We start from the raw sequence: 22,259 nt of genomic DNA, 5'->3' as shown, positions 1-22,259 counted from the left end.
ATTAAGCCAGTACCTCGTTCACCACTTTGCCTGCTACATCGGTTAATCTGAAATTTCTGCCCTGAAACGGAAACACCAGCTTTTCATGGTCAAAGCCCATCAGATGCAAAATAGTTGCCTGCAAATCATGTATATGGGTGCGGCCTTTAATACCGTAATATCCTATCTCGTCGGTTTCTCCGTGCGAATACCCTTTTTTCAAACCTGCACCAGCCATAAACATAGTAAAGGCATCCACGTGGTGGTCGCGGCCTTTAAATGGCGTATTGTTATCCCCTGCCCTGTTTTCCATCATGGGCGTTCTGCCAAATTCGCCCCCCCACACAATGAGGGTATCTTCCAGCAAACCTCGTTGTTTCAAGTCAAGTATCAAGGCTGATATTGGTTTGTCAACATATTCTACGTTTCTTCTTAAACCAATATCTACTCCACTGCCGGCATCCGTTCCGTGGTTATCCCACCGGCGGTCAAACAGCTGCACTACCCTTACGCCTTTCTCCAATAGTTTTCTGGCCAGCAGGCAGTTATTGGCAAAGCTGGCCTTGCCGGGTTCAGTACCATACATTTCATGTATATATGCCGGTTCGCCAGAGATATCCATTGTTCCCGGCACTTCGGCCTGCATTCTGTATGCTAACTCATATTGAGATATACGTGTCAGAATCTCGGGGTCGCCTACTTCCTGATATGTCAGTTCATTAATTTTATTGATGGTTTCAATAGATTTTTTTCTGAGTGTGCTATCAATATTACCCGGGTTGTTAATGTATAAAACCGGATCACCTTTCGACCGGCATTGTACACCCTGGTATACAGATGGCAAAAAGCCGTTGCCCCACAGATATTTGCCAGCACTTGGCTCAGAGCCAGACACCAACACCACATAACCCGGAAGATTCTGGTTTTCAGAACCAAGCCCATAGGTTATCCAAGACCCCATACTCGGCCGGCCGACTCTTGAAGCACCCGTATGCATAAACAACTGCGCAGGTGCATGGTTAAATTCGTCGGTATGCATAGCTTTCAGAAAGGTGAGGTCATCAGCCAGCTTTGGCAAATAGTTGAAGTAGTCTGAAAACCAGGCACCCGATTGCCCATATTGCTGAAAGGTTGACTGCGGTCCCAGCATTTTGGGTACCCCTTTAATAAAAGCAAATCGCTTACCTTCAAGCAGGGAAGGCGGACAAAGCTGTCCGTCAAGCCTTGCCAGTTCTGGCTTGTAATCGAACAATTCAAGCTGCGACGGCGCCCCCTCCATGTGCATAAAGATAATACGTTTGGCTTTGGGGCTGAAATGCGATGGTCTGACAGCCAGCGGGTTTTCGTTGAGTTGTGGCTTATCTGAAGAACCACCAAAGCAACCGCCCAGCAAAGAAGAAACAGCTAAACCGCCAAGGCCTGAAGTACATTGTTTCAGAAAATGGCGCCGGGTATTTAACTTGGCTTCTTCTAAAAAAGCCTCTTCTGTAATCGATATTCTTTTCATTTGGTCAAAAATTCATCCAGGTTCATCATGGCGTTGGCTGTCAGGGTTAAGGCTCCCAATTCTGCTTCACGGTCTTTTTTCTTTCTCAATTCAAGGAGCGCGTCCTGATACAATTGATACAACAAACGGGTTTTAGTATCGCCGGGGGCTTTCTGAAACAGATACTGATATCCCTGTTTCAGCTTTTCCTCTACCCTGGGGCTTTTAACTGCCTGCATTTTCAGGGCAATATTTTGTGCTGCCGCATAAAAAACGGTATCGTTTAAAGTGGTTAAGGCCTGTAATGGCGTATTGGTACGAATCCGGCGCGAGGTGCAGACATTGCGTTGAGGGCTGTCAAACGTAATCATAGACGGATATGGATTAGTGCGCCGCCAATAGGTATAAACTGCTCTTCTGAAAAGGTTGTCTTTGGGTTCTCGGCGCCAGCTTTCGTCAGTCGGGTTGGGTGGTTTTACACTTGGGCCATACATTTGCTTGTTTAGTAAGTTACTTACAAACAGCGCCTGGTCTTTTATTTGCTCTGACGACAACCTTACCCGTGGCCCGCGAGCCAGTAACAGATTGCGGGGGTCTTTTTCAAGCAAATCTTTATTCACCATTTCTGTTTGCCTGTAAGTTGCCGACATCACCATTAGTTTCAGTAATTTCTTTACGCTCCATTTATAATCATCTCTGAAACGCACAGCCAGCCAGTCGAGTAGTTCAGGATGCGAAGGTCTGGCACCCATAGTGCCGAAATCCTCCAGCGATTCCACAATTCCATTACCGAACAGTTGCTCCCAGAATCTGTTTGCCATCACTCTCGCCGTAAGCGGATTTTCATTGCTTACCAGCCATTGTGCAAAGCCCAGACGGTCTGCTTTAAGCCTCCCCAAATCAGGCAATGAGCCAGGTACATCAGGCTTAACCTGGTCGCCATGCACCATCCAGTTTCCTCTGACGAAAACATGGGTTTTACGTCTTCTGTTCGGAGCCATTTCCAATACAACAGGGGTAGCAATGCTTTCAATCATCACCAGCTTGTCAAGAGAATCGCTGAATGCCTTGCCAAATTTATTCTTCAAAGGGGCGCTATGTTGTAAGTCCATCCAGTCCAGATGTATCAGGTCTGTCCAGAAACTCCTGCCCTTTCTGTAAACCAGATACACATCATGTACACCTTTGGTTGGCTTTATTTTACCGCTAGTAGTGGTGTAATCTTTCCAGCGCGACCACCCGTCATTAACGGTTTCTTCACTGCATCTGGTTTCAACTTTGCTTATCAGTTCTCCTTCCGAGCTCCCGAGCCGCATTTCAATAAAAGCGTTTTCAGCACCGCTCTGGTATCGGTAGGTAACCTGGGTAATGCCTGTCAGATCTACATCTTCATAAACCGTATAAGCGCCCTCGGTGGTTTGCATAATGGTTTTCTGGTTATTCCATAGCTCAATGTGTCTGCTGGCGCTGTCAAAATCTTCGGCTTCAATTCTATATAAACCCATCCGGCGTAAATAATCCTGTTTTTGCCTATCAAGTGGAATTTTCGCTGAAATGGGTTCCGGGTTATGCTCAATGCTTTTCAGCCATGTAAGCAGTTTTTTCAGTTCTTTCTCTTTGGCAGGGTGGTAGGTTTTCAGCAGGGGTTTGTCGTTATAAAGGTCGCGGTCTTGTGTATTGTTAAAAAAAGCAAACGACTGATAAAAATCTTTCTGCCTGAAAGGGTCATAAGGGTGGCTATGGCATTGCACGCAGGCCATGGTAGTGCCTTGCCAGACTTCCCATGTAGTTGAAACCCTGTCGAGCAGAGCCATATTTCTGAACTCCTCATCGTTGGTGCCACCTTCATCATTAGCCATCGTGTTTCTATGAAAAGCCGTGGCTATCAGCCGGTTTTCAATTTCCCCGGCGCTGATGTCAGCTGATTGCGGCAATAAATCACCGGCCAGCTGATGAATCGTAAACTGATTGAAAGGCATATCAGCATTAAATGCCCTGATTACCCAGTCGCGGTACTGCCAGATGCTCCGGTCTAAATCTTTCTCATAACCTTTTGAATCTGCATAACGAGCCAGGTCCAGCCACATGGTTGCCCATCGCTCACCAAACTGGGGCGACATCAACAGTCGGTTCACCTGCTTTTCGTAGGCATTGGCACTTATATCATTAATAAAGGCCTGGGTTTCTTGCATGGTGGGCGGTAAACCAATTAAATCAAGGCTTAATCTGCGCAATAATGCCGTTTTATCTGCCTCCGGCGAATGCGTTAAACCCTCCTTTCTCAGCTTGTCTATAATAAAGTTATCTATTCCATTTACAATCCATGGGTCGTTAATATCTGGTGGCGCAATAGATTTATCCGGTTTTATATAAGCCCAGTGGTCCTCCCATTTTGCGCCTTCATTTATCCACCTTTCTATTTTACTTATTTCTTCATCGCTGAGAGGCTCGGCATCTAAAGGCATGCGCGCTTCTTTGTCATGCGTTTTAAGTCTTTTTACAAGTTCTGAGTTTTCGGCATCAAACGGAATAATAGCAAACCTGCCCGACTTGGCCTTTGCAAGTGCCTCGTCTCTGAAAAGCAGACTAAAACCCCCGCTTTTTTTTACGCCGCCATGACAAACTATACATTTCTTGTTAAAAACCGGACGGATATCTTCATTATAACTGATATGCCCACGGGTGGAATAAAAAACTGAGGCAGCTGCAATAATTGCAGCCCCGGCAAGACTTATCCAGGTTAATTTCTGAAAATTCATTATTAATTGGGGCATAAAAAACCTCTCTAATATCCTTAAAAAATAGTATGGATACAAGTTTTTTTATGAATATACTGTAGTGTAGCCAAAAACTACCATTATAAATGAGTTCCAAATTAAATAGTCTTGATTATATTTGAGTTTGGTACTAATTTCAGTTAAGATTATGGTTGATGAAGTAACTCTCAGAGAGATGGCGCTTTCTTTTGCCGATTCAGAAGAAAAGCCACATTTTGAAAAAACATCGTTCAGAATAAAAAAGAAAATCTTTGCTACGTATTCGGCAGCAGATAAACGCGCCTGCCTGAAACTGTCTGAAATTGACCAGTCGGTATTCAGCACACACCAGTCAGGAGGCATCTATCCTGTGCCGAATAAATGGGGTAAGCAGGGTTGGACACTCTTTGAAATTGAAAAACTGGAGCAAGAATTGATGCTGGATGCACTTGAAACCGCCTATAATGAAGTAACCAGGAAAAAAATAAAAACTAAACCCACCATGCCATGAGACTAATTGATTATCCGGCCATTATTAAACTTGCCTGGCAAAACTTTGATGATTCAAAGACCATAGATACCATTGAAGACATCAGCGCCAAGGTTTCAACCAACCATGTTTTCAGGGTAAGGTTTGATAACGACGACATCATCATTGCCAAACTTTCTTATTTTGGCACTTATGAGCATTTTAAAGAAGACCACCAGATTATTCACACCTTGCAGAATAACCTGCTGTATCCGTTTGAGAACGTTTTGGCGAAGTCGCTGGTGAAAGACAATGAAGTGTACACCTATCGTTATCAGGATGGCATAACCGATGCCTGGGTGGTGTTTTATAATCCTATCCGGAGTCTTCATCGTTTGCCTCGCCGACTGGAGGAAGGTCATATAAAAAAACTGGGAAGCGAGATTGCCAAATTTCATAAGGCTTGTGCCAGAGTAAGTACAGTTTTACCGCAGGCATCAAAAACGCTTCGCTCTGATATACAAGACCTGCTGAACATACTTGATACCGAGGTAGGCCAATTTGAACACCGCATGCACATTGGGTATCTACGTGAGCAATGTGAGATATTTCTGGAAAACCGCCAGAACCTGGTAGCAGGTGTTGTGGAAACCATGCCTGTTTTTATGGACTGGAACCTCGGTAACTTTTCTGTTACCAAAAATCTTGAATTATATTCAAGGTGGGACTACGACTGGTTCAGAATCAGTTACCGGGTAATGGATTTTTACTTTTTCAGCAGGGTAACATCAGACGTAGGCGACCGAACGGCTTTCAGCTATTTAATAGGGCCTTTAATGGAAGACCGCTTTATTTTGTTTCTTAAAGAATATCATAAGGTGTATCCGCTTACCGAAAACGCCGTGCTTTTTATGAAAGAAGCCTACCGTTTCTTTATTCTTAATTATGTAATAAAATATGGCCGATATTTCTTTCACCGTACTTATGCCACTAAATTGCAGCGAGAAGCCTACGAGATTTATTTACCATCTATAGATAAAGAATTTGATGCCGGTAAGATTCTGAAAGCACTCAATATTTAAAACCCGAAACTTTTATGCAGATACACGATTTCAAGACAGTAATAGATAATTATAAAGTAGTATTTTTTGATGCCTACGGAGTTTTAAAAAATTATAAAGGATTAATACCCGGCGTTGAAAATACGTTCAGATACCTGAAAGAAACGCAGAAAGAGTTTTATATTTTAACAAACGACGCCTCAAGAAAACCCCAGCAACTGGCAGACTCTTATCATTCATTAGGCATTAAAGACGTATTTATTAATAATATTATATCGTCGGGTATGTTGGCTATGGACTACCTGAAACAAAAGGTAAAAGGTGGTAAAGTTGTTTTTTTAGGCACTGATGATTCGGCTTATTATATAGAAACCCTGGGCTTAGAGGCCGTGCCCATTAGTGAACTGGACCTAAACAACCTGAATGATATTCAGGCGCTCGCATTTCTTGACGATGAGGGCTTTGATTGGAAAGATGACCTGAACAAGACCATCAACCTGCTGCGTAGGAAAAACATTCCGGTAATTGTGGCCAATACAGATGGCACTTATCCGGTATCAAAAAAGGAAATTGCCATAGCTATGGGCGGCCTGTCAAGAATGATTGAAGCCATTGTAGGCAAGCAGTTTGTAGGTTTCGGAAAGCCGGACTCCCAGATGTTTATTTTTGCCTATGAACACATCAAAAGTAAAAACATAGAAAAAAAAGATATTCTGATGGTAGGCGACACCCTGCATACTGATATTCTGGGAGGTAATAAGTTTGGCCTTGATACCGTGCTGGTATTAAGTGGCAACACGCAGGCTGAAGATGTAGAAGTGAATATTCAGAGCACCGGAATTATTCCTACTTATATATGTGAAGCGGCAATAGTAGAGTAAAATCAGAAAAGAAATGAGCCGTTTATACCTGTTTGCCTTATTAGTGTTTGCTTACCAGTATGGCTTTGCACAAAGAATAGAGACCAGGCCGATTTCAGACGAAACCCTGAAGCAGTTCAAGACCTCTGGCACTTTGCTTTTAAAAAAAATTGAATTTAAAGATAAAAACGGCATTAACTACGTAATTGCTGCCATGGAAGAAGCAGCCAAAGATGATTATAACTCCAGAACTTTGTGGATTGAGCATTATGTTAAAGGCACAACCAAAACGCTTAAGTTATTGAAAGAGGTAGTAGATTTTGAAAAAGACTGCCCGGTTGATAACCAGCTTGCCTTAATTGATGAAGCATTTGAAGTAACCGACCTGGATAAAAACGGCTATGCAGAAATTATGTTTATGTATAAAACCGGCTGCAAGGGCGACGTAAGTCCGTCAGGATTAAAACTCATTGTGCTGCAAAATGGTAAAAAGGCTGCCATCAGAGGTAAAACGTTAATTAAAGGCATTAAAAATACTGATGAAAAACAGCAGGATGCTGATTTTCTGGCATTGCCACAGGTAATAAGGCAGGACGCTGATAATTTATGGAACAGATTTAAAACTGAATATGAATAAAATGCCAAAAGGACACATCAGTTGGGAAGATTTTGAAAAAGTTGAACTACGTGCCGGTACCATCATTCAGGTTGATGATTTTCCGAAAGCCCGGAAACCGGCCTATAAATTATTGATTGATCTGGGGCCTGAAACGGGCATCAAACGCTCGTCTGCTCAGATAACTACTTTTTATACAAAAGAAGAGCTTATAGGCAAACAAGTGCTTTGCGTTACCAATTTCCCGCCCAGACAAATTGCCGATTTTATGTCGGAGGTTCTCACTACGGGCTTTATTCTGGGCGACGGCTCGGTCGTATTGGCCGAAGCGGAAAGGCAAGTACCGAATGGTAGCAGGCTGGCATAAATATTATTAAATTGTCTTGGAAGTATCAGTTATTATACGTACATTTGTATATAATTCTAATTATACGAATGAAACAAGCATTATCCAGACTTTTCAGTGTTATCATGGCCGTGGTTGTGTTGCTAAGCAGCACAGGGTTTGGCTTTGTTGAACATAGCTGTATAGTAAAGGGTAAGTCTGTTTCACTTCATAAAAATGGAGAATTTTGTTGTGCTGCCAAGAATGCCAAAACTACCTTGCCTGCCAACAAAGGTGCAATTGTTAAAAAATCAGCCTGTTGTACTGAAGAAGAAAAATACGAAAATGTTGAGTATTCTTCGTCTGTTTCTCAACTTGTAGCCAAGTTTACACAAAGTAGTATCGATTGGCTAAAAGCTACATTTACTGAGCTTTTCAAAACCATTATCGAAACTATCTTTGAAAGCCAGGAATCATCTCTGGCTCAGAGTTCCTCCCCCAATCCGCTCGTCGGGCGTGATATAGTTATTGCCCATCAATCTTTTATAATCTGATACAATTAAGTAATTAATTTTCCGCAAGTCTTTCACGATTTGTGGCTTTTGCGTTTATCCTTGTTTTAGGATAATATCCAATAATTAATTATTAATTTTATCATACTTATGCAATTACTCATTAAAAATATGGTTTGCAACCGCTGTGTGCGTGTTGTGCGTGAAGAGCTTGAGGCAATAGGCTTAAGTGTTTTAAAAGTTGAACTGGGCATGGTAACTATAAACCACACCGACGAGTTTTTTCAGTACAACCTTATTCGGCAAACCTTGCAAAAAGAAGGTTTTGAACTGATAGAAGACCACAAAACCACAATTGTGGAACGTATCAAGCATTTCATAATTAATGAAATCCACCATCATAAAGGCGAAAAAAACGTCTCTCAAAATTTTTCAGATTTTCTGGTCAAGAAAACCGGGTATGAGTACTCCTATCTGAGCAGTCTTTTCTCTGCAACTGAAAAAACTACAATAGAAAAATTCATTATTGCCCAAAAGATTGAGCGTACCAAAGCCTTACTTATGAACGGAGATGTAAGTCTGTCTGAAATTGCCTGGCAGCTAGATTACAGCAGTGTAGCGCACCTTTCCAATCAGTTTAAGCAGGTGGTGGGTGTTAGTCCTACAGTTTTTAAGTCCAGGAAAGAGAATACGCTTATACCTATTGATGCTGTCAAAAAACATGTAAGTCTGGCATAAAATTCTGTAATGCGGTAGTGCAGGCTACCCACTACTTTTGTATCATTAAAATATAAACCAATGACACAAACTTATGAAGTTACAGGCATGACCTGCGAGGCATGTGAATATAAAATACAACATGTATTAGGCAACGTGGACGGGGTGAAATCAGTTAAGCCAGACAAAACCAATAATACGGCTATTATTGAAATGGAAAAAAATATTCCATTAGCCCTATTCCAGGACGCATTGAAACCGTATCCCAAATACAACATTAATGACAAAGTTGCCTTCGCAGTATCACAGGCAAAGGCTTTTGAAGAAGCCAATCCAGGAAGCTGGCTGGCCACTTACAAACCATTGTTGCTAATTTTCGGATTCATTACTGGCATATCTGCCATCACGGCTTTTCATGCCAACATTTTTGAGCCGGCGCATTTCAGCCCGATGCATTTCATGAATCATTTTATGGCCGGCTTTTTTATTGTTTTCTCTTTCTTTAAGTTTTTAGACCTGAAAGGCTTTGCAGAAAGCTATGCCATGTATGACATACTGGCTATGAAAGCGCCTGCCTATGGCTACATATATCCTTTTATTGAGTTAGCTTTAGGTTTGGCTTACCTGATAAATTATCAACCTCAACTAACCAATATTGTAACCATTATAGTTATGAGTTTTAGTTCAATAGGAGTTATTTTGAGCGTATTAAACAAGAAAAAAATACGGTGTGCCTGCCTGGGAGCTGTTTTTAACCTACCTATGAGTACGGTTACAATAATTGAAGACTTGCTGATGGTAGGCATGGCAGTGGCCATGTTGCTGGCATTTTAAATTTAATCATTTATAAAGCACAGGGCTTTGTAAAACTTAAACCACATGAACAGCTTTAAAATTAATAGATTAATTCGTGTGTTCTTTTTATTGGCCGGGTCTTTAGGTACTGCCTTTAGCCAGAATGTTACCGGCACAGTGCTGGACAATTCAAATGCCAAAGAAGAAGCCATCATTGGCGCCACGGTGTACTGGCTGGGTACCAAAGTGGCTACCCAAACCGATATTGAAGGAAAATTCACAATTCCGCGCACCAAGTCTGGCAGGTTGATTATCAGTTTTGTTGGCTACAAGTCAGATACCCTTACCATTACCAATGAAACCGAGCTGAAAGTTTATCTGAAATCTGAGAATCAGCTACAGGAAGTAGTAGTAAAAAGCGGTTCAACTGCCATAGACAGAATGTCGCCGATACAGACTGAAATCATTACTTCTAAAGCTCTTGCCAAAGCCGCCTGCTGCAATCTGTCTGAGAGTTTTGAAACCAATGCTTCGGTTTCGGTAAGTTATACCGATGCAGTTACAGGTTCAAAGCAGATTCAGTTATTAGGATTAGCCGGTACTTACGTGCAAACCAACGCAGAAAACATACCTGCTATAAGGGGATTGGCAACTACTTTTGGCCTGAATTATATACCTGGCACATGGGTTCAGTCTATTGATGTAGGCAAAGGCGCAGGGTCTGTAGTAAGCGGCTATGAGTCTATGACTGGCCAGATAAATGTTGAGCTTCAAAAACCGGATTTAGCAGAAAAAGTATATTTGAATACCTATGTAAACAGCCTCGGACGCGGCGAGGTAAACCTGAATCTTGCTAAAATTCTGAAACCTAAAACAGGCAAACCAAAATGGTCTGTCGGCTTGTTAACGCATGGCTCTACTTTACAGACGAACATTGATAACAACCACGACAACTTTTATGATTTGCCCAAATATACGCAGGTGAATTTTATAAACCGATGGAAATACGAGTCAGATAAAATGATGGCGCAATTTGGTGTAAAGTTTCTACACGAAGACCGTCTGGGTGGGCAGATAACCAAAAACCCATTGGCGCTTGACAACACCATTTACAAATTTACCAATACCACCAACCGGGTTGAATTATTTTCAAAAACAGCCAAATTATACCAGAATAAGCCGTACCGGGGTCTGGGGTTAATTCTGAATGGCGTTATTCATGACTCAAGGTCTGAGTTTGGTTTCAGGCCTTACAACGGCAGGCAGAATTCAATGTATGGGAATCTGATTTATCAGGACATCATAGGCAATACCAACCACACCTACAAAACGGGTGTTAGTATCATTTACGACAATTACCATGAAACATTTGCTGATACCCTGCTGGCCCGTACGGAAGTAGTACCGGGGGCATTTTTTGAGTACACCTATAAATATCTCGACAAAATTACGGCAGTGGCTGGGGCAAGGGCCGATTTTCACAATTTGTATGGCACAATTTTCACACCTCGCCTGCATGTTTTGTATAACGTTAATCCTGACAATGCCATCAGGCTGTCGGCCGGTAAAGGATTCCGGACGCCTAACCCACTGGCAGAATATTTCGGCAATCTGGTAAGTTCAAGAACGGTAAAGTTCATAGATAAAATTAAACCTGAAATCAGCTGGAATTACGGATTGAGCTATACCCGGCATTTCGGAAAATCAAACCTCATTCTTGATTTGTATCATACCAATTTTGTAAACCAGCTGATTGCTGATACTGAACATCCGCAATTTTTGTATTTTTACAACTCAGATGGCAGCATAAACAGCAAACAGAACTATGCCAACTCGGCACAGATTGAATTAAATCTGGTTCCCATTAGCAGACTAGAATTTAAAATAGCATATAGGTACACCGATGTTTATCAAACCCTGGGTAAGCCTTATAACCAGGCAGTTACGGTGAGAAAAATGTTTATACCGCGCGATAGAGTTTTGTTCAATGTAGGTTATGCCCTACCCTATGATAAATGGAAATGGGACTTTACCCTGCAATATAACGGTACAAGGCGTGTACCGAACCTTTCGCCAAGTTATCAGCATACCAGTTATGAAACCATGCCTATTCAATATGCGCCTGCATTTATTAACATCAATGCTCAGATAAGCAGGTCGTTTCGTAGATGGGATTTATATTTGGGCGGAGAAAACCTGAATAACTTTACACAAAAAGACCCGATTGTAACCCCGGATACCCCATTTGGTTCAAGATTTGATGCCGGAAGCGCCTGGGGGCCGGTAGTTGGAAGAATGATCTATTTTGGCACCAGATATAAATTAGGGGGCCGGATTTAAGTAAATGGGTTTTTATACGTTCGGCAGTCAATTGAACGTTTAAATGAAAAGAACAATAGACTTATGAACAAAATTTATAAGGTATTTTTATTCTCGTTTTCAGTATTTCTGGTTTCGTGTAAAGATAAAGAAGAAGTACCAACCGAAAGTATTGATTTTCCTGCTGCGTATGTGGTAAACGGAGGTAGTAATACCATTTCAATAATTGACCTGAACGAACGTAAAGTAAAGAAATTAATTCAGCTCACAGACCTGGGGCGTTTTCCGCACCATATTGAGTTATCGCCCGACGGCAAAAAGCTGTCAGTTGCCCTACCGGAATTTGATTTTACATTAAGCCATGATCAGTTGCACAATGCAACCAATTTAAAAGGTGGAATAGCTATTATTGATGCCGATAATGGCAAAAGTCTGTTAAAAATGCAGCTTGACCGCGTAAATTTCAATGCTGTTTTTACGCACGATAATACAGAGATATGGACGGCCTCTACCAATCATGCCGGAGAAATGCACGTGTTTGACACAGCCACTGGTGTACTTAAAGACGAGATTTTTCTGGGAGCCGACCCAACAGAAGTGGTTTTTTCGAAAGATGGCCGTTACGCGTTTGTGGCGCTAGGCGAAAGTAGTTTTATTCTGGCAGTGAATGTAAAGCTGAAAAAAGTAGAGAAATACATTAAGGTAGACCAGTTTCCAACGAATGTTTGGCTGGCCGATGACGGATATATTTATGTTGAAAACAAAAACCTGCTGACTATTAATGTAGTAGACCCCGCCACCATGAATGCCACCGAATCAATAGATTTAGATTTTAAACCCGGGCAGGTGGCTTATCATAAAGGATTAAACGAATTATGGGTTTGCCAGGCAGGCCAGAAAAAAATAGCCTATTTTGAAAGAAAGAATAACAAGTGGGTGCTGAAATCAACTATTGTTACGGGTGATGATGCCCATGCTGTTAAGTTTTCTAAAGATGAAAAGATTGCATATGTGGCCAATCAGCGCGGCAATACGGTGTCTGTCATTAATACTGCCACACACGAAAAAATAATGGATATACCTGTCGGGTTGAACCCAAACGGAATTGTTTTAAGAGAATAATAGTTTTATAACTAAACAATTAATTTACCAACATGAAAAATTTATTGTTCATTGTCTTCTTTGGCGTTGTTTTTAACGGTTTTGCCAAGTTAGACCCACCCAAAACCGCTGAAGTAAAAATTAAAACTTCTGCTATATGCGGTATGTGCAAAAAACGCATTGAACGCGACCTGGGCCTAACCAAAGGAATTGTAGGCTCGAACCTTAATCTGGATAATAAAGTAGTAACTGTTACTTATAACCCCAAGAAAACCAGCCCCGAGAAAATTAAGGGAGCTATTTCTAAAATTGGTTATGATGCAGATGAGGTAGTTGCAGACCAGAAGTCACATGATGCACTTCCATCTTGCTGTCAGAAAACAGCGGCTGCGCATAAAGATTAAGTGGCAGAGGGCATTGGGCTTTGTGCAGCGAGTTACCAAGCTATATATCCCGACTTTAGTCGGGTTCACTAAACAAAATGTTCCTTTGTTTTGATAGCCGGTGACCGGGGTGGTGCACCACTTTATTCATGGATTTCTCTTAGGAAGAGTAACATATCGAATGCCAATAAAAAAGGAGGTGATAACACCTCCTTTTCCGTTATAGTTAACCAGAAAACTTCAATTAAGCATTTTCTTTCAGTACTTTCTCAACTAATTCTGCTGCTTCTTTTAACAAGATAGCTGAGTAAACTTCCAGCCCTGACTCATTAATAATGGCAGCGCCTTCAGCAGCGTTGGTTCCTTGCAAACGAACAATAATAGGTACTGGAATTTTGCCGATAGCTTTGTAGGCCTCAACAACACCGGTAGCTACACGGTCGCAACGAACAATACCACCAAAAATATTAATCAGAATCGCCTTCACGTTCGGGTCTTTCAGAATGATTCTGAAACCGGCCTCAACCGTTTTGGCATTGGCTCCACCACCTACGTCAAGGAAATTGGCAGGCTCACCACCAGATAATTTGATGATGTCCATAGTGGCCATAGCCAGACCGGCACCATTTACCATACAACCTACGTTACCATCTAGTTTTACATAGTTAAGGTCGTTGTCGGCAGCTTCAACTTCTAATGGGTCTTCTTCTGCTTTATCACGCATTTCAGCTAAATCTTTATGACGATATAAAGCGTTATCGTCCAGATTTACTTTTGCATCAACAGCCAATATTTTGTTATCAGATGTTTTTAAAACAGGGTTGATTTCAAACATGGCTGAGTCAGACTCCACATAGGCTTTGTAAAGTGAACCCACAAATTTAACCATCTCTTTGTTGGCTTCACCTGTCAAACCCAGTTTGTCGGCTATTTTACGAGCCTGAAAAGCCTGCAAACCAACACGAGGGTCAATCCACTCTTTAAAAATTTTCTCAGGCGTATGTTCAGCTACTTCTTCAATGTCCATACCACCTTCAGTTGAGGCCATAATAACATTACAACCTTTGGCCCGGTCTAACAAAATACCCATATAGTATTCTTTAGGCTCACTGTCGCCCGGATAATATGCATCTTCAGCAACTAAAACTTTGTTAACTGTTTTACCTTCGGCACCTGTCTGTAGTGTAACCAGGACATTCCCCAGAAGGTTGGTAGAAATACGCTCCACATCTTCGGCAGACTTTGCTAATTGTACACCACGCTGTTCGGTACCGACGATATTACCTTTCCCACGTCCACCCGCATGTATTTGTGATTTTACTACCGCAAACTTAGAATTTGTCATTTCAGCTATCTGCTTGTAAGCTTCTACAGCCTGCTCCGGAGTTTCGGCAACTATCCCACGTTGGATTCTTACACCATAACGGCTTAGTATTTCTTTACCTTGATACTCGTGAACGTTCATGTAAAGTAGATTTTAGAGGTTATAAAATTTTCGCTAAATTAGTGAACAATTATTAATTATCAATCAAATATCGTTTACTTTGCCTAATCATTTTTTACGATTTAAAGAAATCGTAACATGAGTCAGGTAATCAAGAAAAAACGGGCACTGTATCCACAGAAATCACTCCGGCGCATCAACTATGCTTCAAGCAAAAAACATAAAAAAAAGTTACGGCAATTTACAAGTATTAAGAGGCATTGACCTTTCTGTTAATCAGGGAGAAATTGTTTCTATCGTCGGTGCGTCAGGTGCAGGCAAAACTACGCTGTTGCATATACTTGGCACCCTTGATAAGGCCGATTCGGGAGAAGTAATCCTGGACGGCATCAATTATCAGTCACTGAAAGACAAAGAGATGGCTCGTTTCAGAAACGAAAAAATAAGTTTCATTTTCCAGTTTCATAACCTGATGCCCGAGTTTACCGCGCTTGAAAACGTGTGCATTCCTGCCTGGATACAACAAAGCAGAGGTAAAGCCGGCACAAATACTGATATAGAAAAAAAAGGAACAGAATTGCTTACACTGCTCGGACTAGGTGAGCGCATCAAGCACTTTCCATCTGAACTGTCCGGGGGCGAACAACAAAGAGTGGCCGTGGCAAGAGCGCTCATAAATTCGCCTTCAGTAGTTTTTGCGGATGAACCGAGTGGTAATCTGGACTCTAAAAATGCTGAAGAATTACACCATTTATTTTTTGAACTTCGTAAAAAGCTCAATCAGACATTTGTAATCATTACGCACAATGAAAACCTGGCTGAGATGTCAGACCGTAAACTGGTTATGCAAGACGGGCAAATGCTTTGATATACTTTATTGATTTGTAATTGAACAGTGTGCCACCGCGGCGGATTTGTTTGATTAACCTGATTACGCTGTGCTACATAAATATTAAATCTCACTTAACAGTAAATAAGTCTTTTTTTAGAATGAAATCATTTATTTGTCTTTCAGGCACAATATTATAACGGTGTTATCATTTAATCACTTAAAATGGTATGTCAATCCCGTAAAATTCAAGAATATTTCCACTCCGTTTATGAAAAACCTTTTTGTTGTATTGCTTCTTTTCCCGACTCAATGGCTGGCAGCTCAAAATAAGCAATTGCGATTTGAAGACTATACCTATGAACCCAACATCAGGTCGGTGCAGTTATATCCACTGGTTGGAAATGCCGACGACCCTTCCAAAAGTCTCAATCCGCCTGTGATAGCTTTAAAAGACAATCATAATCTTTGGCTTGAATTTGACGATTTGAACGCAGGATACCAGCAATATCATGTTAAAATTCTACATTGCGGTATAGACTGGAAACAGTCGGCGCTTTCTGAAATAGAATATATGCCAGAATATAACGACCTCATTATCAACGACTACCAGGTATCTCAGAACACTAAAGTACCTTTTTACCATTATAAAATTGCACTGCCAGGCATGTTGTTGTCGGGCAATTATCTGGTGGTGGTTTGGCGAGACAGAAAACGGGATGATATAATTCTAACCCGCCGTTTTATGGTTTATGAAAATGCCGTAGGCGCCGGAGGGACCATCAGACAGGCTCAGAATCCATCAAAATTTAAAACGCACCAGCAAATTGATTTTCAGTTAAATTATGCAGGATATAATGTGATGTCGCCTCGCGATGAATTTAAGGTGATTATCCGGCAGAATTACCGATGGGATAAAACCATCAGAAATCTAAAACCTTTCAGTGTTAATAATTCAAGCAGTGCGTTGGATTACCGCTTTTTTGATGATGAAAACACTTTTGCCGCCGGAAACGAGTTTCGTTTCTTTGACTCGCGAAGCACTTATAACAGGGGTTTGTTCATAGACAAAATACAAAGGGGGAAAGAAGATGATATGTGGGTTGCACCGCAGAGAGACAGAAGCGAAGCAGTTTATATTGAACAGAACGATTTCAACGGTATGTATATAATTGACAATCGAGAAGGTAACCGTGCCGAAACCGATGCTGATTATATTTTTATGACATTCGGCCTGAAAAGCCAGGAACTAGCCGCCAATGAAAAAATATATGTAAACGGCAGTTTCAATGACTGGCGGCTGGATAAACTAAATGAAATGGCCTATGACAATAATTTCGGAGGCTATACTGCTACTATCCAGTTAAAGCAGGGCGTTTATAACTACGATTTTGTTGTAGTAAAAGACGGCAAGCCGGACGAAACCGCATTTGAAGGAAACTTTGCAGAAACCGAGAATACCTATGAGATTTTTGTCTATCATAAACCTGTTACTGCCCGCTCTGAAAGAATTGTGGGCTATAAACTCATAGACTTTAACAAGCGCAGATAATAAAACCTGATTAAATTTTTTGTGGCTGCGAACAAACACAGATTTTTGCTGTTAAAGAAGTATATCAGTTTCTTAAATTTATGAAAACCGCTTTAATAATTGGTTCAACGGGTTTAATTGGTGGTCATCTCACCCAAAAGTTGATTAATCACCCGGCCTATTCAAAAGTAAAAGCGCTGGTCAGAAAACCTTTGAGTTTTCAACACCCCAAATTAGAGCAGATAATAGTTGACTTTGACCATTTAGATACGTCTTTAGTAGTGGCCGATGATATTTTCTGCTGCCTGGGAACAACTATGAAGCAGGCGGGCTCAAAAGAAGCCTTTTATAAGGTAGATTTTGTTTACCCTTTTGAAATTGCAAAAGCTGCACTTAAAAATGGCGCCAGACAATACTTTATTGTAACCGCAATGGGTGCCAACGCCAACTCAATGTTTTACTATAACCGTGTAAAAGGCGAAGTTGAAAGGTCTCTTACCGATTTGCATTTCCCTACCCTTGTGGTTTTTCAGCCTTCCTTACTTTTAGGAGAGCGAAAAGAATCAAGAGCCGGTGAGGGCATGGCTTCTGTTATTATGAAAGGCCTTGACTTCCTGATTCCGGCCAAATATAAGGCCATTAAAGGTGAAACCGTTGCCAATGCCATGATTACCATTGCGCAAAGAGGCCATAAAGGCAAAAAAATTGTAACATCAGCCGAAATGCAATCTTTTGCGTCAATTACTCCAATCACCTTATAACATCTTGATGTTGCTCCAACCAAATCAATAATTCTTGCCATAAAACTTGTTTGTTCAATTATTAATCAGGCTTGGTAAATGGCATTTAGTTGAGAAGGTAAGCATTTCTAGTGTTTTGAAACAGCTAAAGCCACCGAAATTTTATATATTCGTGGCTTTACCGATACTCAATGAAAAATCTTAGAACTTACTTCATCCTTACCCTATGCCTGATTGCCTACGTATCTTCTGCCACTGCCCAAACCTTAAAAGAAGACAAGAAACTGAAAGCGCAGCTACAGGAAATTCTTAATGGTTTTAATGGAGATGCAGGCATTTATGTTCAGAATCTTAAAACCAACAAGTATGTGGCTATTAATGCAGACACGGTGTTTCCTACGGCCAGCATGGTTAAAATACCCATAATGATTGGTACTTTTGATAAAATACGCCAGGGTTCTTTGCAATACGAGCAGGAACTGATTTACCGGGATTCTTTACATTATGACGATGGCATCGTCGGCTCGCTTCGCGACAGCGCGAAAATTCCGCTGAGTCATGTAATGATGCTGATGTGTACCATTAGCGACAATACCGGCAGCTTATGGCTACAGGCTTTAGCAGGTGGCGGAAAGCGTATCAATGCTATCCTCGACTCCCTAGGCTTTGTTGTAACAAGAGTTAACTCAAGAACTCCCGGCAGGGAAGCGTACCGTAGCCAATATGGCTGGGGACAGACCAGCCCCCGCGAAATGGCGAAGTTATTAACTTTGTTGAGAAGAGGTGAAATTATATCTCCGGCTTATTCAGACAGAATGTACCGGAATCTGGGCAGGCAGTTCTGGGATAGCCACGGATTATCACAGATTCCTGAAAATGTAAAGGTTGCTACCAAAAACGGAGCCGTGAACCGCTCTCGCTCTGAAACTGTTCTGGTACACGCGCCAGGTGGAGAATACGTTTACAGCATTATTACAAAAAACCAGAAGGACGAATCCTGGACCCGCACCAACGAAGGCTTTGAATTATTGCGTAAAGTAAGTGCCTTACTGTGGCATTATTATGAACCGAAATCAAAATGGAAACCGGTTGATGGCTATGATAAATTCTAAATACAACATGATACAGGCTTACAAAAAAGACGGGGAGTTACTTCAGGAGATACAAAGCACGATTGATAAAAGAGAGGGATTCAGGCTTTGGTGGCTTGGCCAAAGTGGGTTTCTGATTCAGTATAATGGAAGGCACCTGCTTTTTGACCCATACCTGTCAGATTCCCTCACCAAAAAATATGCGCAGACAGATAAGCCGCATACACGCATCAGCGAATTAGTTATTGAACCTGCATTGCTGAATATGATTGACGTGGTAACATCGTCTCATAATCATACCGACCACCTGGATGCAGAAACATTACTACCTCTTTTAGAGGTTAATCCATCCATTAGCATGATTATCCCGGAAGCTAACCGAAGTTTTGTTGTGGATAAATTAAAATGTACCTACGACTGGCCCATTGGCTTAAACGATAATGAAAGTACCGAAATAGGCCCATTCAGAGTTTATGGAGTGCCTGCTGCACATAACCAACTTGAAAGAGACGAGGCAGGAAACCTGAAATACATGGGGTTTGTTGCCGAATTCGGACCATATAAAGTTTACCACTCAGGCGATACGCTATGGTATGAAGGTATAGTTGAGATACTGAAACCTTTTCAGGTTGATGTAGCATTTTTGCCCATAAACGGCAATAAACCAGAAAGAAAAGTAGCCGGGAATCTGAATTTTGAAGAAGCAGCAAGGCTGGGTAAAGAAATGGGCGCAAGGCTTACTATTCCGCACCATTATGACCTGTTTGAGTTTAACACAGAAGACCCCCAAAATTTTATTTTGAAAGCAAAAGAATTAGAAACACCTTACAGGGTATTGGAATTAGGAGAAAGCACTGAAATAGTTTGACAAATAAAATCCATTGCAGGTATTATAGGCCTGCAATGGATTTGCCAGCATTTTATTCATGCCCTATATCTGTATTTACAGCGTTACCAACCACTCTGTAAATCTCATACCATTCCTGATGAGTTAATTTAACAGCTGAGGCACTGGCAGCATTACGGATGCGGCTTTCTGATGTTGACCCTATGATGGGCAATGTGCCTAGTTTCATAAGCCATGCTACGGCCGTTTGCTCAATGTTAGCATTATACCTGGTACCAATTCTTTCAAGCACTGTTCTTAATTTAACGGCCTTTTCGTCTTCTCCGCTAAGAATCCTACCACCAGCCAAAGGCGCCCAAGCCAATGGTTTGCTAAAACTTTGCTTAATGAAATCTATCCGGCCATCTTCAATGGCGGTTGTGTTCATCAGATTTAACTCAATATGATTAGTTACAATCGGAATAGACAGGTAAGAGGCCAAAAGTTGATGCTGAAAAACAGTGAAGTTGGCCACACCAATATGATTAACCTTGCCAGAATTTACCACCTGTGCCAAGGCCATTGCGGTTTGCTCAGGGTCTGAAAGAAAATCGCTTTGATGCAGCAGAAAAATATCAAGATAATCAGTCTTTAGCCTTTTCAGTGAATTATCAACACTTTTCAGAATATGCTCTTTTGATGTATCATAGTAATCAAACGAACCATCATCAGACTTCCGGATACCACATTTACTAAAAAGAACAATGTCTTCTCTCTTAAAAGACTTGCTTTTAATAATTTTACCGAAATGCTCTTCAATGGTATAGTTTCCATAAACATCGGCATGGTCAAAAGTATTAATACCCAGCTCAAGGCAGAGATTAATTATCTTCTCAATTTGTGCCGTGGTACTTTGTCCCTCATCGTTCCATCTCCAGAACCCGTAAATTGCCTCCGAAACTTTAGGGCCCGAATCACTCAGGTAAACTTTTTTCATTAGGTTAGTTTAATTGTATCCGCCACAAAAATAATTAAAATTCGGATATTTCATGTAAATGTAAAAAATTGTGAAAATACAATCAACCGTTCAGCGCAAAGCCTTTCTAATATCAAGGCCAGTTAATATTTTATTCCTGACAAATACCAGCTTTACAAATAGGCCACCTCAGCTGGTTTTGTCAACCTGCTGGTAAAATCGTGCAAAATAGCTTTACCCTCCGCCCATTCACCAAAACCTGAACTGGCATTGATATGCCCCTTTGCCCCTATGTTGAGAAATGCACTGCCCCATTGGTGTGCAAAATATGCTGAGCGCTCAATAGAGGCATATATATCATTGGTACTTGCTACAACAAGGGTTTCAAACGGCAGATTTGTATTTGGTATCGGACTAAACCCTTCAACAAAACTTAGCCTTTCTGATAATTCTGCATCTGCAGGGGCAACCAGCAAAGCGCCTTTAACGAATGGAGAGTAAAACTTTTGAGCCCAATGCGCAACAGTTAAGCACCCCAGGCTATGTGCTACCAATATGGTAGGTTGCTTAAAATTACTTATATAACTATTCAGACGGTCTACCCACTCGGCACGATTGGGCAGGTCCCAGTTATCCTGTTCTACTCTGGTAAAAATAGCCGGACTCTGTTTTTCCCAAATAGTCTGCCAGTGCCTCGGACCAGAACTTGCCAGACCCGGGATTGTCAGATAATTGATGTCTGTTCTGAATTGCATGCTATTATTTGTTTATTAAATAAACAATAAACGGATAAACTTTGTGTCTGCGTATCAGGCAGCATAATTAACAAACGGAACCCTGTTGACAGCCGCAAACACAGCCCCCAGCACTTTGGTTGCCGAAAATGTATGCAAAAAATCTTCGTCTATAGTATGATAAATGACATTTGCATATTGATTAAGTACATAGGTAGCCGGAATAGGTACCTCTTCTGAAATGCCAGACACCTTATCCCAAACAGGAACATCCTTCGAAAAAAGCCCGAACTTTTCCGATATCTCGTTATGTGGGTCTGCAATTACATTAAACGGAATCTCAAAGTATTGCACCATTTCTCTAACGTCCTGATACATAGCATGCACAATTACCAGCAGGTTACCTCCTAAAGCAAGTATCTCAGGATATGCCTGGCTCAGTAACTTCAGGTGTTTTAAACCGTAGTTATTCCAGCCGCCAGATAAAAAACTGATAACCAGAGGCTTATTATCCATAATTGACTTTATGGTAGCCTGGGTATAATTAAATCGATAAGAAACCTGCTGCCAGATACCCATATCTTTTTTGAAAGTAATATCGGGTGCATTAGAGCCGGTAAGCAATGGCAACAACTTACTGTTGTTTCTTTTTACCTGAATATCAGTATCCCAGAAAGCCGGGTCATATTTGGGTGTGTAGTTGCTCATA

The 22,259-nt window shown here is 41.3% G+C and carries 22 protein-coding genes; 16 read left to right on the top strand and 6 right to left on the bottom strand.

The window, feature by feature from the left end:
* Position 1 precedes the first annotated feature (1 nt).
* On the bottom strand, positions 2-1,486 hold the full coding sequence (locus tag MB380_RS09450) for a DUF1501 domain-containing protein (RefSeq protein WP_253534884.1): 1,485 nt from the start codon (positions 1,484-1,486) through the stop codon (positions 2-4).
* Positions 1,483-4,224 (bottom strand): DUF1553 domain-containing protein, encoded by a 2,742-nt coding sequence (locus tag MB380_RS09445; RefSeq protein ID WP_253534882.1) that lies wholly within the window; start codon positions 4,222-4,224, stop codon positions 1,483-1,485. The genes MB380_RS09450 and MB380_RS09445 overlap by 4 nt, the downstream gene beginning before the upstream one ends.
* A gap of 136 nt (positions 4,225-4,360) precedes the next feature.
* Here MB380_RS09445 and MB380_RS09440 point away from each other — a divergent pair, with 136 nt between their 5' ends.
* From MB380_RS09440 to MB380_RS09390, 11 genes are all read left to right on the top strand, one after another.
* Positions 4,361-4,732, top strand: coding sequence for an MmcQ/YjbR family DNA-binding protein (locus MB380_RS09440; protein ID WP_253534880.1), 372 nt, complete (start codon positions 4,361-4,363; stop codon positions 4,730-4,732).
* Positions 4,729-5,772: a hypothetical protein gene (locus MB380_RS09435; RefSeq protein WP_253534878.1), complete on the top strand. Its 1,044-nt coding sequence runs from the start codon at positions 4,729-4,731 to the stop codon at positions 5,770-5,772. The genes MB380_RS09440 and MB380_RS09435 overlap by 4 nt, the downstream gene beginning before the upstream one ends.
* Positions 5,773-5,786: 14 nt before the next feature.
* Entirely contained in the window at positions 5,787-6,632 is an 846-nt protein-coding gene (locus tag MB380_RS09430) for an HAD-IIA family hydrolase (protein WP_253534876.1), read from the top strand.
* Between the two features lie 13 nt (positions 6,633-6,645).
* On the top strand, positions 6,646-7,248 hold the full coding sequence (locus MB380_RS09425; protein WP_253534875.1) for a M949_RS01915 family surface polysaccharide biosynthesis protein: 603 nt from the start codon (positions 6,646-6,648) through the stop codon (positions 7,246-7,248).
* Entirely contained in the window at positions 7,241-7,594 is a 354-nt protein-coding gene (locus tag MB380_RS09420) for a tRNA-binding protein (protein WP_253534873.1), read from the top strand. Before MB380_RS09425 ends, MB380_RS09420 begins: the two co-directional genes overlap by 8 nt.
* Positions 7,595-7,662: 68 nt before the next feature.
* On the top strand, positions 7,663-8,106 hold the full coding sequence (locus MB380_RS09415; protein ID WP_253534871.1) for an HYC_CC_PP family protein: 444 nt from the start codon (positions 7,663-7,665) through the stop codon (positions 8,104-8,106).
* A gap of 108 nt (positions 8,107-8,214) precedes the next feature.
* A complete protein-coding gene (locus MB380_RS09410; RefSeq protein WP_253534869.1) occupies positions 8,215-8,802 on the top strand; it encodes an AraC family transcriptional regulator in 588 nt (195 codons plus the stop codon).
* Between the two features lie 60 nt (positions 8,803-8,862).
* On the top strand, positions 8,863-9,615 hold the full coding sequence (locus MB380_RS09405) for a heavy-metal-associated domain-containing protein (protein WP_253534867.1): 753 nt from the start codon (positions 8,863-8,865) through the stop codon (positions 9,613-9,615).
* 45 nt (positions 9,616-9,660) lie between these two features.
* Complete coding sequence (locus MB380_RS09400; protein ID WP_253534865.1) at positions 9,661-11,916, top strand: TonB-dependent receptor; 2,256 nt, start codon at positions 9,661-9,663, stop codon at positions 11,914-11,916.
* A 63-nt stretch (positions 11,917-11,979) separates the two neighbouring features.
* Complete coding sequence (locus tag MB380_RS09395) at positions 11,980-13,017, top strand: YncE family protein (RefSeq protein ID WP_253534863.1); 1,038 nt, start codon at positions 11,980-11,982, stop codon at positions 13,015-13,017.
* Between the two features lie 32 nt (positions 13,018-13,049).
* Positions 13,050-13,400, top strand: a complete 351-nt coding sequence (locus MB380_RS09390) for a heavy-metal-associated domain-containing protein (RefSeq protein ID WP_253534861.1) — start codon at positions 13,050-13,052, stop codon at positions 13,398-13,400.
* Between the two features lie 223 nt (positions 13,401-13,623).
* Here MB380_RS09390 and sucC read toward each other — a convergent pair whose 3' ends face one another.
* Positions 13,624-14,844, bottom strand: a complete 1,221-nt coding sequence (gene sucC, locus MB380_RS09385) for an ADP-forming succinate--CoA ligase subunit beta (RefSeq protein ID WP_253534859.1) — start codon at positions 14,842-14,844, stop codon at positions 13,624-13,626.
* Between the two features lie 181 nt (positions 14,845-15,025).
* On the opposite strand from sucC, the gene MB380_RS09380 reads away from it, so the two are divergent.
* From MB380_RS09380 to MB380_RS09360, 5 genes are all read left to right on the top strand, one after another.
* Positions 15,026-15,691: an ABC transporter ATP-binding protein gene (locus tag MB380_RS09380; RefSeq protein ID WP_253534857.1), complete on the top strand. Its 666-nt coding sequence runs from the start codon at positions 15,026-15,028 to the stop codon at positions 15,689-15,691.
* Positions 15,692-15,923: 232 nt separating this feature from the next.
* Positions 15,924-17,204, top strand: coding sequence for a type IX secretion system plug protein domain-containing protein (locus MB380_RS09375; RefSeq protein ID WP_253534855.1), 1,281 nt, complete (start codon positions 15,924-15,926; stop codon positions 17,202-17,204).
* Positions 17,205-17,284: 80 nt separating this feature from the next.
* Positions 17,285-17,944, top strand: coding sequence for an oxidoreductase (locus tag MB380_RS09370; RefSeq protein WP_253534853.1), 660 nt, complete (start codon positions 17,285-17,287; stop codon positions 17,942-17,944).
* A 170-nt stretch (positions 17,945-18,114) separates the two neighbouring features.
* Positions 18,115-19,035, top strand: coding sequence for a serine hydrolase (locus MB380_RS09365; RefSeq protein ID WP_253534852.1), 921 nt, complete (start codon positions 18,115-18,117; stop codon positions 19,033-19,035).
* A complete protein-coding gene (locus tag MB380_RS09360) occupies positions 19,022-19,882 on the top strand; it encodes an MBL fold metallo-hydrolase (protein WP_253534850.1) in 861 nt (286 codons plus the stop codon). Before MB380_RS09365 ends, MB380_RS09360 begins: the two co-directional genes overlap by 14 nt.
* A gap of 52 nt (positions 19,883-19,934) precedes the next feature.
* On the opposite strand, the gene MB380_RS09355 is transcribed toward MB380_RS09360, so the two are convergent.
* From MB380_RS09355 to MB380_RS09345, 3 genes are all read right to left on the bottom strand, one after another.
* A complete protein-coding gene (locus tag MB380_RS09355) occupies positions 19,935-20,837 on the bottom strand; it encodes an aldo/keto reductase family oxidoreductase (protein WP_253534848.1) in 903 nt (300 codons plus the stop codon).
* Positions 20,838-20,989: 152 nt separating this feature from the next.
* Entirely contained in the window at positions 20,990-21,571 is a 582-nt protein-coding gene (locus tag MB380_RS09350; protein WP_253534846.1) for an alpha/beta hydrolase, read from the bottom strand.
* A 54-nt stretch (positions 21,572-21,625) separates the two neighbouring features.
* A complete protein-coding gene (locus tag MB380_RS09345) occupies positions 21,626-22,258 on the bottom strand; it encodes a redoxin domain-containing protein (protein WP_253534844.1) in 633 nt (210 codons plus the stop codon).
* Position 22,259: the final 1 nt, after the last annotated feature.

The organism is Emticicia sp. 21SJ11W-3, assembly GCF_024138715.1.
In the GTDB taxonomy this organism is placed as follows: Bacteria; Bacteroidota; Bacteroidia; order Cytophagales; family Spirosomataceae; genus Emticicia; species Emticicia fluvialis.
The sequence above is the reverse complement of the archived record's forward strand: the minus strand, read 5'-3'. Positions and strand labels throughout refer to the sequence as shown.

Excerpts from the sequence above, each read along its gene's own strand:
- MB380_RS09405 (WP_253534867.1), top strand. The coding sequence starts at position 8,863 with ATGACACAAACTTATGAAGTTACAGGCATGACCTGCGAGGCATGTGAA.
- MB380_RS09435 (WP_253534878.1), top strand. The coding sequence starts at position 4,729 with ATGAGACTAATTGATTATCCGGCCATTATTAAACTTGCCTGGCAAAAC.
- MB380_RS09430 (WP_253534876.1), top strand. The coding sequence starts at position 5,787 with ATGCAGATACACGATTTCAAGACAGTAATAGATAATTATAAAGTAGTA.
- sucC (WP_253534859.1), bottom strand. The coding sequence starts at position 14,844 with ATGAACGTTCACGAGTATCAAGGTAAAGAAATACTAAGCCGTTATGGT.
- MB380_RS09390 (WP_253534861.1), top strand. The coding sequence starts at position 13,050 with ATGAAAAATTTATTGTTCATTGTCTTCTTTGGCGTTGTTTTTAACGGT.
- MB380_RS09425 (WP_253534875.1), top strand. The coding sequence starts at position 6,646 with ATGAGCCGTTTATACCTGTTTGCCTTATTAGTGTTTGCTTACCAGTAT.
- MB380_RS09400 (WP_253534865.1), top strand. The coding sequence starts at position 9,661 with ATGAACAGCTTTAAAATTAATAGATTAATTCGTGTGTTCTTTTTATTG.
- MB380_RS09410 (WP_253534869.1), top strand. The coding sequence starts at position 8,215 with ATGCAATTACTCATTAAAAATATGGTTTGCAACCGCTGTGTGCGTGTT.
- MB380_RS09370 (WP_253534853.1), top strand. The coding sequence starts at position 17,285 with ATGAAAACCGCTTTAATAATTGGTTCAACGGGTTTAATTGGTGGTCAT.
- MB380_RS09355 (WP_253534848.1), bottom strand. The coding sequence starts at position 20,837 with ATGAAAAAAGTTTACCTGAGTGATTCGGGCCCTAAAGTTTCGGAGGCA.
- MB380_RS09420 (WP_253534873.1), top strand. The coding sequence starts at position 7,241 with ATGAATAAAATGCCAAAAGGACACATCAGTTGGGAAGATTTTGAAAAA.
- MB380_RS09450 (WP_253534884.1), bottom strand. The coding sequence starts at position 1,486 with ATGAAAAGAATATCGATTACAGAAGAGGCTTTTTTAGAAGAAGCCAAG.
- MB380_RS09445 (WP_253534882.1), bottom strand. The coding sequence starts at position 4,224 with ATGAATTTTCAGAAATTAACCTGGATAAGTCTTGCCGGGGCTGCAATT.
- MB380_RS09395 (WP_253534863.1), top strand. The coding sequence starts at position 11,980 with ATGAACAAAATTTATAAGGTATTTTTATTCTCGTTTTCAGTATTTCTG.
- MB380_RS09380 (WP_253534857.1), top strand. The coding sequence starts at position 15,026 with ATGCTTCAAGCAAAAAACATAAAAAAAAGTTACGGCAATTTACAAGTA.
- MB380_RS09345 (WP_253534844.1), bottom strand. The coding sequence starts at position 22,258 with ATGAGCAACTACACACCCAAATATGACCCGGCTTTCTGGGATACTGAT.
- MB380_RS09375 (WP_253534855.1), top strand. The coding sequence starts at position 15,924 with ATGAAAAACCTTTTTGTTGTATTGCTTCTTTTCCCGACTCAATGGCTG.
- MB380_RS09350 (WP_253534846.1), bottom strand. The coding sequence starts at position 21,571 with ATGCAATTCAGAACAGACATCAATTATCTGACAATCCCGGGTCTGGCA.
- MB380_RS09360 (WP_253534850.1), top strand. The coding sequence starts at position 19,022 with ATGATAAATTCTAAATACAACATGATACAGGCTTACAAAAAAGACGGG.
- MB380_RS09415 (WP_253534871.1), top strand. The coding sequence starts at position 7,663 with ATGAAACAAGCATTATCCAGACTTTTCAGTGTTATCATGGCCGTGGTT.
- MB380_RS09365 (WP_253534852.1), top strand. The coding sequence starts at position 18,115 with ATGAAAAATCTTAGAACTTACTTCATCCTTACCCTATGCCTGATTGCC.